Below are 17,458 nucleotides of genomic sequence, written 5' to 3'. Positions count from 1 at the left end.
ATGTGACGATTATTGAACGAGCCCATGACGTTTGTGTGACAGATTGGTCACAGGTCTGCGGGCCCTGGACTGAACGCTCAGGTACGACACGAACAGCTCGGCTGCCCTCCCCCATCCGAATTGAAGGGCACGGTGGCGCGCGGCGAAGCGCTTGACCTTCAACGCCTCGCGCCACGCTTCGCGAAGGTCTTCCTGCATGGCGCCAGCGCCGCTGTCGGCCAGCACCTGCAAAGGTCCATCGACAGGAAAGGCCGCCACCGGCACGCCGCAGGACAGCGCCTCCAGCATCACGAGCCCGAAAGTCTCATTGCGGCTCGGAAACACGAGCACATCGGCCGCTGCATAGACCTGGGCCAGTTCGTGGCGCGACAGCACGCCAAGCCAGTGCACATTGGGGTAGCGCTGGCGAAATCCCGATTCCAGCGGACCCACGCCACAGACCACCTTGCTGCCCGGCACGTCGAGCCGCAGAAACGCCTCGATGTTCTTCTCGTGGGCAATGCGCCCCACGAACAGACTGACCGGGCGTGCCAGGGGTCCCAGCACCGCGCTGTTGACCGGAGGGTCTGCCAGCGCAAACACCCGGGTGTCCACGCCATGGGTCCAGGCGCGCAGCTGTCGAAATCCGCGCGCCTGAAGCATCTCGAGCACGCCCTGTGTCGGCACCATCACGCCGGCACTGGGACGGTGAAAGTGGCGCAGCAATGCGTAACCCCATGCCAGCGGAATGCCCAGCGCTACCTGCAGGATCTCGGGGAATCGGGTGTGAAAAGCCGTGGTGAACGGAAGCTTGCGGCGCAGGCAGTGGCGCCTCGCGGCCCAACCCAGAGGACCCTCTGTCGCGATGTGGATGGCATCCGCACCGGCAGCATCGACAAGCGACGCCAGGCGCTTTCCGGGCAAGAGGGCGAGATCGATGCCGGGGTAGCCCGGGCAGGGGCGTGTGCGGAACTGGCCTGGCTGGATCACCACCACCTCGTGTCCCGTGGCCTGGAGTTGACGCACGAGTTCGGTCAGGGTGGTGACCACGCTGTTGACCTGCGGCTGCCACGCATCGGTCACGATGAGGATCTTCATGCGCGTCTCCTTCGTCTCTTTGGCTCAGGACGGCAGGCTTTCCGTCAGTGCTTCGTGAGCCTCGGACCTGATCGAAGGACGCCAATGGACGAGTTCAAGCCGACCATCGAAATGTTCCACCAGTGCCGAAAGGCTCTCCACCCAGTCGCCATCGTTGCAATAGAGCGTGCCGTCGATGACACGCATCTCGGGCCGGTGGATGTGGCCGCACACCACCCCCTGGTAGCCGCGCTGGCGCGCTTCGGCCGCCACGGCGCGCTCGAAGTCGGTGACGTAGTTCAGCGCGCTCTTGACCTTGTGCTTGAGGTACTGGGAGAGCGACCAATAGGGCAGCCCCATGCGCGCGCGCAGGGAATTGAAATGCCGGTTGAGCCGCAAGGTGAACTCGTAGGCGTTGTCGCCCAGATAGGCCAGCCACTTCGCGCACTGGATCACGCCGTCGAAATGGTCGCCGTGCACCACCCAGAGCCGGCGCCCGTCCGCCAGGGTGTGCACGGCCTCGTCCATCACCTCGATGCCGCCAAACTGGTGCCCGCTGAACTGGCGCGCAAACTCGTCGTGGTTGCCGGGAATGAAGACCACGCGGCAGCCTTTGCGGGAGCGGCGCAGCAGCTTCTGCACGACGTCGTTGTGGGCCTGTGGCCAGAACCAGCGGCGCCGCAATTGCCAGCCGTCGATGATGTCGCCCACCAGGTAGAGGGTCTGGCTGGGGTGTTGCTTGAGGAAGTCCAGCAGTGGCCCGGCCTGACATCCCGCCGTGCCCAGGTGCAGGTCGGAGATGAACACCGCCCGGTAGCGGGCTCGTTCGCCGCCATCGCCCTGGGGCTTGTCATCGCGCGGCGGCGCGGCGCCCACATCGGCCGGGACACCGCGGAACTGGCTTTGCCAGTCCGCCAGTGCCGCGCCCTGGGGGGTCGTGCGAAGCGCGGCGGGGGGTGCCATGTCACGCTCCCAGGAAATGCTTGCGGTAGCGGGCTGGCAGATCGGAGATGCGCATGAGCATGGGCAGGTCTGCAGCGTTGAAGTCCGGATCCCACGCCGGAGGACCCAGCACTTTTGCGCCCAGCCGCAGGTAGCCCTTGATCAGCGCAGGCGGCTCGACATCGAGCGTGTCGTCGAGTTGTTCGATGGGCAGCGCCAGGCGGGGGCGCACGTGACAGTCGATCGGGGCCAGATGGGTTTCCTTCAGCTGGCGCCAGATGCTGGCCGCCGCGTGTCCACCGCCCACCTTGCCGTGCGGGCCCTCGTGCTGCATGGGAATGCTCGCGCATCCGATCATGGTGTCGAGCTGGTTGCGCACCATGAACTCCGCCAAGGCGCCCCAGAGGGCCATGATCACGCCGCCGTGGCGGTGGTCGCGGTGCACGCAACTGCGTCCGAGCTCGACCATGCGTTCGCGCACGGCGCGCAGGCGGGTGAGGTCGAATTCAGTGTCGCTGTACGTGCTGCCCACGCGGCGAGCCTGGGCGGGCGTGAGCACGCGGTAGGTTCCGATCACCACGCGGCTGGTGGCGTCGCGCACCAGCAGGTGTTCGCAGAAGTCGTCGAACAGATCCACATCGTGGCCGGGCAACGCATCCGACAGAATGGCGCCCATCTCGCCCGCAAAAACCGCATGCCTCAGGCGCTGGGCTTCACGAACCTCGTCCAGATGCCGAGCCCAGGAAACTTCAATGCCGCCCGAAGCGGGTTGACGGGCCGGCGACGCCACCACGGACGCCGCAGGAACGATGGTGCGCCGATGAAGCGACCCCCGTGGCAACGAGACCAGCGAGAGGTCGAGGGTGGGTATGGGAAGCTCGTTCATGCTGGGCTCCTGGGGCTGAGCGCCTTTGCGGGGCGTGTCTTGGGATGAAGCTTGGGTCATGAACAGGCAGTGTGCGAACCCAGGATGTCGTGCAGGTGGCAACTGCGTGAAGATTTGGTGACTTCCGGATGCCCATCCCGTGCCTGCCAGAATACGCAGCTGTGACGTCCAGCCCCACCCTGCTTCGCGCGCAACTGCGCTGCCACCCCGCCACGCCAGCGGGCCAACCGCTTTCCCTGTCTGTGGAGGTGCGGGCTCGGTCCGATGGCCTGCGCCTGCACTACCGCCTGGAGGGCGACATCCCCTCATTGCGCATTCCGGCACCCGCCGCGCCCGTGCCGGCGGACAGGCTGTGGGAGCACACGTGCTTTGAGGCCTTCGTGGCTGTCGCCGGTGCCACGGCCTACCAGGAATTCAACTTTTCGCCATCCTCCGAATGGGCGGCCTACCGCTTCAGCGACCTGCGCCAGCGCGATGCCGATAGCGAAGCCCGGCACCGTGTCCTGATGCCCCCGCCGCTGGTTCAGGCCAGCGCGCGTGTCCTGGAGCTCACCGTCCGCCTGCCTTCGTCCGCCCTTCCGCGCAGCCCCGCGGTGCTCAGCCTTGGCCTCTCTGCGGTGATCGAAGAACTCTCCGGCCACCGCAGCTACTGGGCACTGCACCACCCACTGGAGCGCCCCGATTTCCACCACCGCGACGGCCATGCGCTGCGCCATGCGGCGCCACTGCCCTGAACCGAACCCCCATGAAAATTGGCATTGAATGTTTCCTGCACGACGCCTCGCTGCGTGCTCCGCTGGCCGGCCGGCGTGTCGCCCTGCTCGCCCACCCGGCTTCCGTCACCCGCGATCTCACGCACACCCTGGATGCCCTGGCTGCCCTGCCGGACGTGAAGCTGAGCGCCGCGTTCGGCCCGCAGCATGGTCTGCGCGGCGACAAGCAGGACAACATGGTCGAGTCGCCCGACTTCAACGACCCACGCCTGGGCATTCCTGTGTTCAGCCTTTACGGCCAGGTGCGCCGCCCGACGCAGGCCATGCTGGACAGCTTCGACGTGCTGCTGGTCGATCTGCAGGACCTGGGCTGCCGCATCTACACGTTCATCACCACCCTGCGCTATGTGCTGGAAGCCGCAGCACAGCATGGCAAAGCGGTCTGGGTGCTGGACCGGCCCAACCCGGCGGGACGCCCCATCGAGGGCCTTGCGTTGCGCGAAGGCTGGGAGAGTTTCGTGGGCGCCGGGCCCATGCCGATGCGCCACGGCATGACCATGGGCGAGCTTGGCCACTGGTTCATGGCCGCGCTGGGCCTGGATCTGGAGTACCGGGTCATCGCCATGGAGGGCTGGCAGCCCGATGCATCACCCGGATACGGCTGGCCCGTGGAGCGCACCTGGGTCAACCCCAGCCCGAATGCAGCCAACCTGAGCATGGCGCGCGCCTACGCAGGCACCGTGATGCTCGAGGGCACCACACTCAGCGAAGGGCGCGGCACGACGCGTCCTCTGGAACTGTTCGGCGCCCCCGACCTGGACGCGCGCCAGTTGCTCACCGACATGCGCCGCCTCGCTCCGCACTGGCTCCAGGGATGCGTGCTGCGTGAATGCTTCTTCGAGCCCACTTTCCACAAGCATGTCGGGCAGTTGTGCCGGGGCCTGCAGATCCATGTCGAGGACCCGACCCACTACGACCACCGCGCTTTCAAGCCATGGCGCCTGCAGGCGCTGGCGTTTCGCGCCCTGCGGCAGCAAGCACCCGGCTACCCTCTGTGGCGCGATTTTCCGTACGAGTACGAACACGACCGCCTTGCCATCGACCTCATCAACGGCGGGCCGCTTTTGCGGGAATGGGTGGATGATGTCTCCGCCGAGCCCGAAGCGCTGGACGAAGCCGCGGCGAGGGACGAAGCCGCCTGGGCGGCCGAGCGGCAAGTCCACCTGCTCTACTGAACGCCTAGAGCCACTTTTGCAGGAACACCGCCGTGCCCATGGCGGGATCCAGTTGGTAACCAGCGAAGCCAATGCGCTCGTACAGCCGCACGGCACCGTGGTTCGCCGAGAGCACTTCCAGGGTCAATTTCACCGCTCCACGCTCGCGGGCGATCGTCTCGGCCTCGGCCAGCATGCGCTCGGCAATGCCACGCCCGCGGTGAGATGCCAGAACCGCCACGTCGTGCACATTGACCAGGGGCTTGCAGGCGAACGTTGAAAAGCCCTCGATGCAGTTGACGAGCCCGACGGGCTTGTCCCCGTCGAAGGCGAGCACGCTGTAAGCCTGGGGCCTGGCGGCCAGCGACGCCACCACATGTTCCCTGGCGAAGTCCGACAAGCCCTGGCCGCCGCCGGCCGGGTCGCTTGCGTAGGCGTCGAGCAGCATCACTAGCGCCGCCGCATGAAGCGGGTCCGCGTAGTTGGCCCGGACGGTGTTCACGGTCGGCGTATTCAAGCCGCCACCTGGGCCTGGACGGCAGCCACGAGGCGATCGGCGCATGCCTGCGCCTGCCGCGCGTCACGGGCCTCCACCATCACACGCAACAGGGGTTCGGTTCCGCTGGGACGGATCAGCACCCGCCCGGTGTCGCCCAGTTCGGCTTCCACCGCGCGGGTCTCCTCCATCAGGAAGGTGTTGGTTTTCCAGTCCTGGCCAGCTTGCAGCCGAACATTGATCAGCACCTGCGGGAACAGCGTCACGTCGGCCAGCAATTGCGCCATGGTCTTGCCGCTGTCGACACAGGCCCGCAGCACCTGGAGCGCGGAGACCAGGCCATCTCCCGTGGTGTGGCGGTCGAGCACCAGCAAATGCCCGGAGCCTTCGCCTCCCAGGATCCAGCCGTGCTTCTCCATCTCTTCGAGCACGTAGCGGTCGCCCACCTTCGCGCGCACGAACTTCACGCCGCGCGCCTTGAATGCGACCTCCACCGCCTTGTTGGTCATGAGCGTACCGACCACGCCGGGCACGTCTTCATCGCGCGCAATGCGGTCAGCGGCCATCAGGTACAGCAGTTCGTCGCCATTGAAGAGCCGGCCCTGTGCATCCACCATCTGCAGGCGGTCGGCATCGCCATCCAGCGCCACGCCATAGTCGGCGCCGTGCAGTTTCACGGCGTCCAGCAGCGCCTGGGGGTGCGTGGCACCCACGCCCTGGTTGATGTTCAAGCCATCGGGCGCGCAGCCGATGCGCACGACCTCGGCGCCCAGTTCGTGGAACACCGACGGAGCGATCTGGTAGGCCGCGCCGTGCGCGCCATCCACCACGATCTTCAAGCCCTTGAGGGTGAAGTTGTGATCGCAAGTGCTCTTGCAGAACTCGATGTAGCGCCCGGCGGCGTCGTCGAGCCGTTTCGATTTGCCCAGGAGCGCCGACTCCACCCAGACCGGCGCCTCCTCCAGCGCTGCCTCCACCGCCAGTTCCCAGTCGTCGGGCAACTTGGCACCTTGCGCACTGAAAAACTTGATGCCGTTGTCGGCAAAAGGGTTGTGGCTGGCGGAGATCACGACGCCCAGGCTGGCGCGCTGCGCCCGCGTGAGATAGGCCACCGCCGGCGTGGGCACCGGGCCCAGCAGCACCACGTCGACCCCTGCAGAGTTGAAGCCAGACTCGAGAGCGGACTCAAGCATGTAGCCGGAGATGCGCGTGTCCTTGCCGATCAGGACCTTGGGATGCGCTTCCGTGCGACGCAGCACACGGCCCACGGCATGGGCCAGACGCAACACGAAATCCGGGGTGATGGGCGGCTGACCGACGGTGCCTCGAATGCCATCGGTGCCAAAGTACTTGCGGGGCATGGGGTCCTCTTCCTCATTTGTTGTGGGTTTTGTCTCCCACGCATTATCGCGGGGCGCGCCCAGGTTCAAGCGGCTTGCATGGCCTGCCAGACGCGCAGGGCGTCCACGGTTTCCCGCACGTCGTGCACGCGCACCACGCGCGCGCCGCGATCCACCGCCAGCACCGCCGCCGCCAGGCTGGCCGCCACCCGATCAGCCGGTTTGTCGCGACCCGTGGCGTGCCCCAGCGAAGACTTGCGAGACCAGCCAGCCAGCCAGGCCAGATCACCCACGCGCAGGTCGTGCTGGCGTGCCAGCAGGCTGAAGTTCTGCGCCACGGTCTTGCCAAAGCCGATGCCCGGGTCGAGCACGATGCGTTCGGGCGCCACGCCCAGTTCCGTCAACACCTGCGCGCGCTCCTGCAGGAACGCGACGACCTGAGGAACCACATCGCCCTCCATCGGCGCCACCTGCATCGTCTGCGGGTCGCGGTGCATGTGCATCAGGCAGACACCGCATCGAGGGTGCGACGTCACCACCGCTGCTGCGCCTTGTCGGCGCAGGGCCCAGATGTCGTTGACGATGTCTGCGCCTGCCTCCAGCACGGCGCGCATCACCTCGGGCTTGTAGGTATCCACGGACAAGGGCACCCCCAAACGGGCTGCCCCGCGAACCACCGGCAGCACCCGGGCCAGTTCTTCGTCCAGAGGCACCGCGGGGCTGCCTGGGCGGGTCGACTCACCACCGATGTCGAGGATGTGCGCGCCTTCCATCAGCAGTTGCTCGCAATGGCGCAAGGCCGCCAAGGTGCTGGCGTGTTCGCCGCCGTCGGAGAACGAGTCCGGCGTGACGTTGACGATCCCCATCACCCGAGGAAGGGACAGGTCAATGTCGAAGCGGGAGGTCTGCCAGTGCATGGGGTCAGAAAACGTCAGTCGAAAAACAGGAACGGGGCCCGAGGCCCCGTGTGTGTCCGTTCAACCGTCCGATCAGGCGGCCGAAGGCGCTGGATCGGTCGTCACAGCAGTTCCGCCGCCGCCACCGCCTCCCACGGAAGGATTCCGCGGCGTCCAGTCTTTCGGAGGACGAGGCGGCTTGCCAGCCATGATGTCGTCGATCTGGTCGGCGTCGATGGTTTCCCATTCCAGCAAAGCCTTGGCCATGGCATGCATCTTGTCGCTGTGCTGCTCGATCAGTTCGCGAGCCAGCTTGTACTGCTGGTCGATGATGCGGCGCACTTCGGCATCCACCTTCTGCATGGTCTGTTCGCTCATGTTGGTGGTCTTGGTCACCGAACGGCCGAGGAAGACCTCGCCCTCGTTTTCGGCATACACCATCGGGCCGAGCGCGTCGGTCATGCCATAGCGCATCACCATGTCGCGTGCGATCGTCGTGGCCCGCTCGAAGTCGTTCGAGGCCCCGGTGGTCATCTGGTTCATGAACACTTCTTCAGCGATGCGGCCTCCGAACAGCATGCTGATCTGGTTCAGCATGTAGTCCTTGTCGTAGCTGTAGCGATCCTGCGCCGGCAGGCTCATGGTCACACCCAGTGCGCGCCCACGCGGGATGATCGTGACCTTGTGCACTGGATCGCACTTGGGCAGCAGCTTGCCGATGAGCGCGTGACCCGACTCGTGGTAGGCGGTGTTGCGGCGTTCCTCTTCGGGCATGACCATGCTCTTGCGCTCGGGCCCCATGAAGATCTTGTCTTTGGCCTTTTCAAAGTCCTGCATCTCCACGACACGGGCATTGCGGCGTGCCGCCATCAGCGCCGCCTCGTTGCACAGGTTGGCCAGGTCGGCACCGCTCATGCCGGGCGTACCACGGGCGATCACGCTCGGGTTCACGTCGGTGCCCAGCGGCACCTTGCGCATGTGCACATTCAGGATCTGCTCGCGGCCTCGAATGTCCGGCAGCGTCACGTAAACCTGGCGGTCGAAACGTCCCGGGCGCAGCAGCGCAGCGTCCAGAATGTCGGGTCGGTTGGTCGCAGCGACCACGATCACGCCCAGGTTGGTCTCGAAGCCGTCCATCTCCACCAGCATCTGGTTGAGGGTCTGCTCTCGCTCGTCATTGCCGCCGCCCAGGCCCGCGCCGCGCTGGCGTCCGACCGCGTCGATTTCATCGATGAAGATGATGCAGGGCGCGTTCTTCTTGGCGTTTTCGAACATGTCACGCACGCGCGCTGCGCCCACACCCACGAACATCTCCACGAAATCCGAACCCGAGATGCTGAAGAAAGGCACCTTGGCTTCGCCGGCGATGCCCTTGGCCAGCAGGGTCTTGCCGGTGCCGGGAGGTCCCACCAGCAGGAGTCCGCGGGGGATGCGGCCGCCCAGCTTCTGGAACTTCGCAGGATCCTTCAGGAAGTCCACCACTTCCTTCACCTCTTCCTTGGCCTCGTCGCATCCGGCAACGTCCGCAAAGGTCACGGTGTTGTTGTTCTCATCGAGCATGCGGGCCTTGCTCTTGCCGAAACTGAACGCTCCGCCCTTGCCGCCGCCCTGCATCTGTCGCATGAAGTAGATCCAGACGCCAATCAGCAGCAGCATCGGTCCCCAGCTGACCAGCAGGGTCATGAGCAGCGAGCCTTCTTCCCGAGGCCGCACATCGAACTTCACGTTGTTGTTGATCAGGTCGCCCACCAGACCGCGGTCGAGGTACGTGGCCGTGGTACGGATGCGACGGTCGTCCTGCGTCACGGCAACGATTTCGGTACCACCCTGGCCCTCCTGGATGGTGGCGCTCTTGATGCGCTGGGCCTTGACCTCGTCGAGGAATTCCGAATAGCCCATGTAGCCCGAGCCCGCGGCGGAGCGGCTGTCGAACTGCTTGAAAACGGTGAAAAGCACCATGGCGATGACCATCCACACGGCGATTTTCGAGAACCACTGGTTGTTCAAGTGCAGCTCCTGGAGACAAAAGTGTCAGACATACCCATATACCTCTGATTCTAGGACTTTCAAGTACCCCTGACGGCCTAAGGTGACGAGCCTGTGTCAAAGGGCACATTTGCCCGCCAAATGGCTTTCCCAGGCGACGGAGGCCTGATCAATCCGGCCTTTTCAGACCCATGCCCACCAGGAAGGTTTCAGAGGATTTGTCACGAGACGCTTTGGGCTTGACGGCTTTCACCGTGCGAAAGGTGTTTCGGAACAGCGCCACCATCGGATCGTAGGCCCCGCCGTGGAACAGCTTCACCACGAGCGCACCGTCTGGCTTCAAGTGCCGAACGGAGAAGTCGACTGCCAGTTCAACCAGGTCCGAAATCCGGGCCGCATCGGTCATGCCGATGCCTGAGAGGTTGGGCGCCATGTCCGAGACCACCACGTCGACCTGGTGCACACCACGCTCCACCAGCGACTGTTCCAGCGCCGCGAGGACTTCCGGCTCGCGGAAATCTCCCTGGATGAAATGCACGCCCTCTACGGCCTCCATGGGCAGCAGGTCCAGCGCAATGATGGTGCCCTGCAATTCGCCCACGGCCGCGCCGTTCGGGCTGAGTCGGCGTCGCAGGTACTGGCTCCAGGCGCCGGGTGTGGAACCCAGGTCCACCACGCACTGGCCAGGCTGGACCAGCCCCAGCGATTCATCGAGTTCCTTGAGCTTGTAGGCGGCGCGCGCACGGTAACCGTCCTTCTGCGCCAGGCGCACGTAAGGGTCGTTGACGTGCTGGTTGAGCCAGGCCTTGTTGACCTTTTTGCTCTGGGTCTTGACTTTCATGCCCATGAGGGTCGCCTGCGGTGCTTGTAAACGATAATTGTCCCATGCCCCAGATCACACTCACTCCCGCCCAGCGCAAAGTTCACCGTGCCGAGGCACACCACCTCGATCCCGTGGTGCACATCGGGGGCGACGGGCTGAGCGCCGCGGTCAAGAAGGAAGCCGACCTGGCGCTCAAGGCGCACGGCCTCATCAAGATCCGTGTGTTCAGCGACGACCGCGCAGCGCGCGAAGCCATGATGCAGACACTGGCGGACGAGCTCGATGCCGCCCCGATCCAGCACATCGGCAAGCTCATCGTGCTGTGGCGCCCCATGCCGGCGAAGGAAAAGCCGGTTGACGCAGAACGCATGCCTGGCCCGCGCGACGTCAAGGTGCTGAAATTCAGCAAGCGTGGCGGCCAGCGGCCCGAGGTGAAAGTGGTCCGTGTGCTCGGCAACCAGCGCCTCACACCCGGTGGGCAGGTCAAGCGCGCCAAGGTGATGAAGAAAAGCATCAAGAAAAGCGCTCAGTGAGGAGTCCGGGGTCGAACGCCTTTTCAGCTTGAATTCCATCCACCGCGCCACATCTGAGAACGCATGAACGACCGCACCCAACCCCACGCCCAGAATCCCCTGCTCGACTTCTCGGACTTGCCATTGTTCGACCAGATCAGGCCTGCATCTGTGGCGCCAGCGATCGATGAACTCCTGGCCGAGGCCGACGTGGCGCTGGAAAAGGTCACTGCGCCGGAGTTCCCTGCCGACTGGCGGAGCATTTCGCAAGCGCTGGATGTGCCCACCGAACGCTTGTCGCGTGCCTGGGGGGCCGTGAGCCACCTCAACAGCGTGGCGGACACACCCGAACTGCGCGCCGCGTACAACGAAGCCTTGCCCCGGGTCACCGAGTTCTGGACCCGCCTGGGTGCCGACGAGCGGCTCTATGCCAAGTACAAGGCGATGGATGCGTCGGCGCTCAACCCGGAACAGGCCCGTGCGCACCACAACGCCATGCTTGGTTTTGTGCTGGGCGGCGCCGACTTGAAGGGCGAGGCCAGGGCGCGGTTTGCCTGGTTGCAGGAGCGTCAGGCCGAACTGGCGCAGAAGTTCAGCGAGAACGCCCTCGATGCGACCGACGCGTTCTCGCTTTTCGCCACCACCGAAGAGCTGGACGGCGTACCCGAAGATGTGAAGCAGTCGAGCGCTGCGGCGGCACTCGCCGAGGGCAAGGATGGCCACAAGCTCACGCTGAAGATGCCCTGCTACCTGCCGGTGATGCAGTTCGCCCACAGCAGCGCACTGCGCGAAAAGCTGTATCGCGCCTACGCCACGCGGGCCAGCGACCAGGCCGAGGGTGCCGCCGTGAAGTTCGACAACGCCGGCATCATGGCCGAACTGCTGGCCCTGCGCCATGAAGAGTCCCGTTTGCTCGGATACCGTCACTACGCAGACGTGTCGATCGTTCCCAAGATGGCCGAGTCACCAGAGCAGGTGATTGGATTTCTGCGCGATCTGGGCGAGAAAGCACGGCCGCACGCCGAGACCGATCTTGCTGACTTGCGCACGTTCGCCGCCACGGAACTGGGCCTCGCGGATCCTCAGGCCTGGGACTGGACCTACATTGGCGAGAAGCTCAAGGAAACTCGATACGCCTTCAGCGAGCAGGAAGTCAAACCGTACTTCACGGCGCCCAAGGTACTGGCGGGCTTGTTCCAGATTGTCGAGACGCTGTTCGAAGTGGCCATACGCCGCGACCAGGCGCCCGTCTGGAATGCGGGCGTCGAGTTCTACCGCATCGAGCGGCGCGGGGCTCAGGGCCCCGAGCTGGTGGGTCAGTTCTACCTCGACCCCGCGGCACGCACCGGCAAGCGCGGTGGCGCCTGGATGGACGACGTCAGAGCGCGCTGGCTGCGGCCCGACACGGGCCAGCTGCAGACGCCGGTGGCGCATCTGGTGTGCAACTTCGCCGAGGGCGTCAATGGCAGGCCTGCACTGCTCACGCACGACGACGTGATCACCCTCTTCCACGAATTCGGTCATGGATTGCACCACATGCTCACGCAGGTGAACGAGCGCGATGTGTCTGGCATCAGCGGTGTGGAGTGGGATGCGGTGGAGCTGCCCAGCCAGTTCATGGAGAACTTCTGCTGGGAATGGGACGTGCTCAAGCACATGACCGCCCACGTGGACACCGGCGAGCCGCTGCCACGCGCTTTGTTTGACAAGATGCTGGCTGCCAAGAACTTTCAGAGCGGCATGCAGACGCTGCGGCAGGTGGAGTTCTCCCTGTTCGACATGCTTTTGCACAGCCAGTCTGAACCGCCCGCCAGTGGCGCCGACATCCTTGCACTCCAGCAAAAGGTGCGCGACGAGGTTGCCGTGTTGCAGCCACCGCCTTACAGCCGCACGCCGCACACCTTCAGCCACATCTTTGCCGGCGGTTATTCGGCCGGGTACTACAGCTACAAATGGGCCGAGGTGCTCTCCGCCGATGCCTACGCCGCTTTCGAAGAGGCCGCGCAGCAAAATGGCCACAGCACACTGGACGTCGCGACCGGGCGCCGCTACCGTCAGGCGATCCTCGAAGCGGGTGGCAGCCGGCCTGCCATGGACTCCTTCAAGGCCTTCCGTGGTCGTGAACCGAGCATCGAAGCCCTTTTGCGTCACCAGGGCATGGCTTGATTTCCGCCCCAGTCTGTCGATAGGAGCCGTCATGAACGCGATGCCTGCTGAATCACTCTCCCGGCGCTCGGTGCCCTGGCTGCTGGGCGCTGGCCTGATCGCCTGCGTGCTCGCGGGGCCGGTCCTCGCGCAGGGCGTCTATCGCATCGTCGGTCCCGATGGAAAGGTCTCCTTCTCGGACCAGCCACCGCCAGCGGCCGGCGCCAGCAACCGCCCGAACAGCTCAGCCACGCCAGCTGCCCCCCCAAGCCCTGCAGCTGCGTTGCCGTTTGAACTGCGACAGATCAACAGCCGTTATCCGGTCACCCTTTACGCCAGCCGCGACTGCGCGCCGTGCAACAGCGGACGCAATCTGCTGAATGCCCGCGGCATTCCTTACACCGAGAAAACGGTCGACACCGCGGCCGACGGCGAAGCCCTCAGGCGATTGAGCGGTGAGATGTCGCTGCCCTTCCTCACCATCGGCAGCCAGCAGATCAAGGGCTATTCCGACACCGAATGGACCAAGTTCCTGGATGCCGCCGGCTATCCCAAGCAGTCCGCTCTGCCTTCGAGCTACCGCCAGCCAGCGCCCAGCCCGCTGGTGGAAGTCAGGCGGGAGGAAACCACCGCGCCGGCACCCACCTCAGCGCAGGGACGCTCCCTGTCTGCGCCGGGTGAAACACCCGTCGCACCGCCGACAACGAACCCGGCGGGTATCCGTTTCTGAGTCGAGGCTGTCACGCCGGAGGGTCAGAAGGTGAGCGTCTTGACGCCATCCGCTGTGCCCAGCAGGCACACACTGGCCTTCTGGTGAGCGAAGACACCCACCGTCACCACACCCGGCCACTGGTTCACCTGGCTTTCGAAGGCCAGGGGATCGGCCACCTGCAGGCCCGTGACGTCCAGGATGTGCTGACCGTTGTCGGTCACAAGCGGTGAGCCTTCCTTCATGCGAACCTGCGCCAGCCCACCCAGCGCGGCAAACTGTCGCACCAATCGGGCGGTGGCCATCGGAATCACCTCCACGGGCAGCGGGAAAGTGCCCAGCACTTTGACCAGTTTGGATTCGTCCGCAATGCAGACGAAACGTCGGGACTGCGCCGCCACGATCTTCTCGCGTGTGAGCGCAGCGCCCCCGCCCTTGACCATGTGCCCCCCCGCATCGATCTCGTCGGCGCCATCGATGTAGACGGACAGCTCCCCCACCGCATTGGCCTCGAAGACCGGAATGCCCAGCGCCCTCAACCGCGCAGTGGAGGCTTCGGAGCTCGACACAGCACCCGGGATCTGCTCCTTGATGCTCGCCAGCGCTTCGATGAACTTGTTGACCGTGGAGCCGGTTCCCACGCCCACGATATCGCCCGGTGTCACGTACTGAAGGGCAGCCTGGCCCACCAGGGCTTTGAGTTCGTCTTGGGTCATTTGCGACAATCGGTAAAACAACAAGCCGGATTATCCAATGTCGCTCCTGCCCTACGCTGTCGCACGCCCGTTCCTGTTCAGCCTGGATCCCGAAGTCGCCCACGAACTCACTCTCCAATCCATCGCACGCCTCCAGAACTCGCCGCTCACCTGCCTGTACGGTGAACCCCGCGTGCACGACCCCTGCACGGTGGCCGGTCTGCAGTTTCCCAATCGCGTCGGTCTTGCCGCTGGCCTGGACAAGAACGCGCGTTGCATCGACGGCCTTTCCGCGATGGGGTTCGGGTTCGTGGAGGTGGGTACCGTGACGCCCAAGGCGCAAAGCGGCAATCCCAAGCCCCGCATGTTTCGCCTGCCCAAGGCCAATGCGTTGATCAACCGCCTGGGTTTCAACAACGAAGGGCTCGACGCCTTCCTGTCCAACGTGCAGAACGCGCGCTTTCGGGCGCAGGCGGGCGTGAGTCCCATGCTGCTGGGCTTGAACATCGGCAAGAACGCGAGCACGCCGATCGAAAATGCCACCGACGACTACCTCACTTGCCTGGACGGCGTCTATCGCCACGCGGACTACGTCACGGTCAACATTTCCAGTCCCAACACCCAAAACCTGCGAAGCCTGCAAAGCGACGCCGCACTGGATGCGCTGCTGGGGGCGGTGGCCGAGCGGCGCGAGTTGCTGGCGCAACGCCATGGCCGCCGCATTCCTGTTTTTCTGAAGATCGCACCCGATCTGGACGCCACCCAGATCGAGGTGATCGCCACCACCCTGATGCGTTACGGCGCGGACAGCAACGGTCAGGCCACCGACGCGCTGGGCGTGATCGCCACCAACACCACCCTGAGCCGCGAGGCGGTGGCCAACCTGCCGCACGCGCAGGAAGCCGGGGGACTCTCAGGCGCTCCCGTGCTTCAGGCGAGCAACCGTGTCATCCGCCAGCTGCGCGCCTGCCTGGGCAAGAGTTTCCCCATCATCGGCGTGGGCGGGGTGCTCAGCGCCGACGACGCAGTGAGCAAGATCGAGTCTGGCGCGCAGCTGGTGCAGATCTACACCGGCCTGATCTACAAGGGCCCTTCGCTCGTCTGGGAAGCAGCGCGGGCCATTCAGGCGCGTGCCAAGGCCTGATCAAAGCAGCGAAACCACCCGGTCTGCGATGGCGAGGCTGCTGGTCAGGCCAGGAGATTCAATGCCGAACAGATTGACCAGCCCCGGCAGGCCGTGCACAGCAGGACCCTGAATCATGAAATCTGCGGCGGCGTCCTGCGGACCGCTGATCTTGGGACGGATGCCGGCGTAGCCCGGTTGCAGGGCGCCTTCAGGAAGGCCCGGCCAGTAGCGACGAACCTCGGCATAGAAGTCATCGGCTCGCGAGAGGTCGACCGCCAGATCGTCGGGCGAATCGGTCCATTGCACGTCGGGACCGAACCGGGCTTGCCCGCCCAGGTCGAGGGTGAGGTGCACACCCAGACCCGCGAGGTGACGGTCGGGTTCCGGCGCGGGGTAGACAAGGTGCGAAAACGGTGCCCGCCCGGTCATGGTGAAGTAGTTGCCCTTGGCGTACCAGGCTCGAGGCACATGCGCTGGGTCGAGCCCCTCGGTGCGTCGGGCCAGTTCACACGCGAAGAGGCCGGCGGCATTGACCACTGATCGCGCCAGCAGGCGGGTGCCATCGGTGCAGCGAACTTCAATGCATTGCGCCGACACCGCGAGGCGCTCCACCGCGGTGTGCAGGGCCACCAGGCCCCCCGCGTGTTCAAGATCGCCCTGGTAAGCCAACATGAGTCCATGACTGTCCACGATGCCCGTGGACGGGGAATGGACCGCCCCCAGGCAGTGCAGATCCGGCTCGAGGCGCCTGGCCTGTTCGGCACTGAGCAACTCGAGATCAGGCACACCGTTGCGACGCGCCTTGTCCAGAATGGTCGGCAAACCCGCCAGTTGGGACGGGGTGGTCGCCACGATCAGTTTTCCGCAACGCCTGTGACCCACACCGCGCTCGGCACAGTACGCGTAAAGCGCATTCCGACCCTGCACACACAACCTGGCCTTGAGGGAGCCGGGCGGGTAGTAGATGCCCGCATGAATCACCTCGCTGTTGCGCGAGCTGGTCCCGGTACCGATGGCCGACTCACGCTCGAGCACCATCACCTCACGACCAGACAGCGCCAGGGCACGGGCCACCGCCAGGCCCACGACGCCTGCACCGATCACCAGCGCATCAACCTGTTCGACGTCCTGCATCAGGGCCCTTCGAATTGACGTGTTCACCATGAGAAAAGCCCGGCACCTTGCGGTACCGGGCTTCCTTGAACAAATGGTCGGCGTGGCGGGATTCGAACTCGCGACCCCTTGCACCCCATGCAAGTGCGCTACCAGGCTGCGCTACACGCCGACAAGCCTTAAATTATAGCCTCCAATCAAGGGCTTTCAGGCGGTGTGCCGCAGAAGCTCGCGTATTTCAAGCAGCTCACGCCGCACCTCGTGCAGCAATGAACCCGATTGGCGGAACTCAGGATCGTCGGCCTCGATGAAGGGCACCACCACCTCGGCGCCATTGACCATCTCGTCGAGCTCGATCACATCGATCGCCTCGCCGTCTTCGCTGCGGCGCTTGTCCCGCTCGGCCTGCACGATCTCCTGCAGCTTGTTGCGAGCGCCACTGATGGTGAAACCCTGGTCGTAGAGCAATTCCCGAATGCGCCGGATCATCAGGACTTCATGATGCTGGTAATAGCGCCGGTTCCCACGGCGCTTCATGGGGCGCAACTGGGTGAACTCCTGCTCCCAATATCTCAGCACGTGCGGCTTGACGCCGCACAGCTCGCCAACTTCACCGATGGTGAAGTAGCGTTTGGCTGGGATGGGCGGAAGTGATTTTTCCATGAAAATCAAGGCAGTACAGACCGAACCTTGAAATCTACTCTAACTCGGGCAGGCGCGCGAGGCGGATCGATGAAATCCGTGTGAAATGTTGCAAACGGGATGGAGGGTGGCGCGCCCACGCATCGAAAGCCACCTGCCCAGGG

The 17,458-nt window shown here is 64.9% G+C and carries 17 protein-coding genes and 1 tRNA gene; 6 read left to right on the top strand and 12 right to left on the bottom strand.

Translation table 11 applies throughout. The annotated features are described in order from the left end of the window. Window positions 1-9 precede the first annotated feature (9 nt). From ACTIEY_RS09170 to ACTIEY_RS09160, 3 genes are read right to left on the bottom strand one after another with little or no spacing between them, the layout of a single operon-like run. On the bottom strand, window positions 10-1,077 hold the full coding sequence (locus ACTIEY_RS09170; RefSeq protein ID WP_439518799.1) for a glycosyltransferase family 4 protein: 1,068 nt from the start codon (window positions 1,075-1,077) through the stop codon (window positions 10-12). Window positions 1,078-1,101: 24 nt separating this feature from the next. Beyond that, window positions 1,102-2,019: a UDP-2,3-diacylglucosamine diphosphatase gene (locus ACTIEY_RS09165; protein ID WP_439518798.1), complete on the bottom strand. Its 918-nt coding sequence runs from the start codon at window positions 2,017-2,019 to the stop codon at window positions 1,102-1,104. Between the two features lies 1 nt (window position 2,020). Continuing rightward, a complete protein-coding gene (locus tag ACTIEY_RS09160) occupies window positions 2,021-2,884 on the bottom strand; it encodes a GNAT family N-acetyltransferase (protein WP_439518797.1) in 864 nt (287 codons plus the stop codon). Window positions 2,885-3,045: 161 nt separating this feature from the next. Between ACTIEY_RS09160 and ACTIEY_RS09155 the strand changes: the two genes are divergently transcribed. Further along, window positions 3,046-3,618 (top strand): DOMON-like domain-containing protein, encoded by a 573-nt coding sequence (locus tag ACTIEY_RS09155; RefSeq protein ID WP_439518796.1) that lies wholly within the window; start codon window positions 3,046-3,048, stop codon window positions 3,616-3,618. Window positions 3,619-3,629: 11 nt separating this feature from the next. After that, the gene (locus ACTIEY_RS09150) at window positions 3,630-4,832 is read left to right on the top strand and encodes an exo-beta-N-acetylmuramidase NamZ family protein (RefSeq protein ID WP_439518795.1); all 1,203 of its coding nucleotides are present in this window, start codon (window positions 3,630-3,632) and stop codon (window positions 4,830-4,832) included. A gap of 4 nt (window positions 4,833-4,836) precedes the next feature. On the opposite strand, the gene ACTIEY_RS09145 is transcribed toward ACTIEY_RS09150, so the two are convergent. The 5 genes from ACTIEY_RS09145 to ACTIEY_RS09125 all read right to left on the bottom strand — a co-directional run bounded on the left by ACTIEY_RS09145 (window position 4,837) and on the right by ACTIEY_RS09125 (window position 10,370). Continuing rightward, complete coding sequence (locus tag ACTIEY_RS09145; protein WP_439519432.1) at window positions 4,837-5,259, bottom strand: GNAT family N-acetyltransferase; 423 nt, start codon at window positions 5,257-5,259, stop codon at window positions 4,837-4,839. A 65-nt stretch (window positions 5,260-5,324) separates the two neighbouring features. Continuing rightward, window positions 5,325-6,668, bottom strand: coding sequence for a phosphoglucosamine mutase (glmM, locus tag ACTIEY_RS09140; protein ID WP_439518794.1), 1,344 nt, complete (start codon window positions 6,666-6,668; stop codon window positions 5,325-5,327). Window positions 6,669-6,733: 65 nt separating this feature from the next. Beyond that, a complete protein-coding gene (gene folP, locus ACTIEY_RS09135) occupies window positions 6,734-7,564 on the bottom strand; it encodes a dihydropteroate synthase (RefSeq protein ID WP_439518793.1) in 831 nt (276 codons plus the stop codon). A 72-nt stretch (window positions 7,565-7,636) separates the two neighbouring features. Further along, window positions 7,637-9,550 carry an ATP-dependent zinc metalloprotease FtsH gene (ftsH, locus tag ACTIEY_RS09130; protein ID WP_439518792.1) on the bottom strand — a complete coding sequence of 638 codons (1,914 nt, stop codon included), beginning with the start codon at window positions 9,548-9,550 and terminating at the stop codon, window positions 7,637-7,639. 148 nt (window positions 9,551-9,698) lie between these two features. Continuing rightward, window positions 9,699-10,370, bottom strand: a complete 672-nt coding sequence (locus tag ACTIEY_RS09125; protein WP_439518791.1) for an RlmE family RNA methyltransferase — start codon at window positions 10,368-10,370, stop codon at window positions 9,699-9,701. Window positions 10,371-10,414: 44 nt separating this feature from the next. Here ACTIEY_RS09125 and ACTIEY_RS09120 point away from each other — a divergent pair, with 44 nt between their 5' ends. From ACTIEY_RS09120 to ACTIEY_RS09110, 3 genes are all read left to right on the top strand, one after another. Further along, window positions 10,415-10,885 (top strand): YhbY family RNA-binding protein, encoded by a 471-nt coding sequence (locus ACTIEY_RS09120; protein ID WP_439518790.1) that lies wholly within the window; start codon window positions 10,415-10,417, stop codon window positions 10,883-10,885. 63 nt (window positions 10,886-10,948) lie between these two features. Beyond that, window positions 10,949-13,030, top strand: a complete 2,082-nt coding sequence (locus ACTIEY_RS09115) for a M3 family metallopeptidase (protein ID WP_439518789.1) — start codon at window positions 10,949-10,951, stop codon at window positions 13,028-13,030. A gap of 40 nt (window positions 13,031-13,070) precedes the next feature. Further along, entirely contained in the window at window positions 13,071-13,739 is a 669-nt protein-coding gene (locus ACTIEY_RS09110; RefSeq protein WP_439519431.1) for a DUF4124 domain-containing protein, read from the top strand. A 23-nt stretch (window positions 13,740-13,762) separates the two neighbouring features. On the opposite strand, the gene rpiA is transcribed toward ACTIEY_RS09110, so the two are convergent. Beyond that, complete coding sequence (gene rpiA / locus ACTIEY_RS09105) at window positions 13,763-14,434, bottom strand: ribose-5-phosphate isomerase RpiA (protein WP_439518788.1); 672 nt, start codon at window positions 14,432-14,434, stop codon at window positions 13,763-13,765. Between the two features lie 37 nt (window positions 14,435-14,471). Here rpiA and ACTIEY_RS09100 point away from each other — a divergent pair, with 37 nt between their 5' ends. Then, complete coding sequence (locus ACTIEY_RS09100) at window positions 14,472-15,557, top strand: quinone-dependent dihydroorotate dehydrogenase (protein WP_439518787.1); 1,086 nt, start codon at window positions 14,472-14,474, stop codon at window positions 15,555-15,557. On the opposite strand, the gene ACTIEY_RS09095 is transcribed toward ACTIEY_RS09100, so the two are convergent. The 3 genes from ACTIEY_RS09095 to ACTIEY_RS09085 all read right to left on the bottom strand — a co-directional run bounded on the left by ACTIEY_RS09095 (window position 15,558) and on the right by ACTIEY_RS09085 (window position 17,315). After that, window positions 15,558-16,673, bottom strand: a complete 1,116-nt coding sequence (locus ACTIEY_RS09095) for an NAD(P)/FAD-dependent oxidoreductase (protein WP_439518786.1) — start codon at window positions 16,671-16,673, stop codon at window positions 15,558-15,560. It lies immediately after the preceding gene. A 74-nt stretch (window positions 16,674-16,747) separates the two neighbouring features. After that, window positions 16,748-16,824, bottom strand: a tRNA-Pro gene (locus ACTIEY_RS09090). A 35-nt stretch (window positions 16,825-16,859) separates the two neighbouring features. Continuing rightward, window positions 16,860-17,315: a MerR family transcriptional regulator gene (locus ACTIEY_RS09085; RefSeq protein ID WP_439518785.1), complete on the bottom strand. Its 456-nt coding sequence runs from the start codon at window positions 17,313-17,315 to the stop codon at window positions 16,860-16,862. Window positions 17,316-17,458 lie beyond the last annotated feature (143 nt).

This window comes from Hydrogenophaga sp. (assembly GCF_051858985.1).
Taxonomy (GTDB): domain Bacteria; phylum Pseudomonadota; class Gammaproteobacteria; order Burkholderiales; family Burkholderiaceae_C; genus Hydrogenophaga.
The sequence above is the reverse complement of the archived record's forward strand: the minus strand, read 5'-3'. Positions and strand labels throughout refer to the sequence as shown.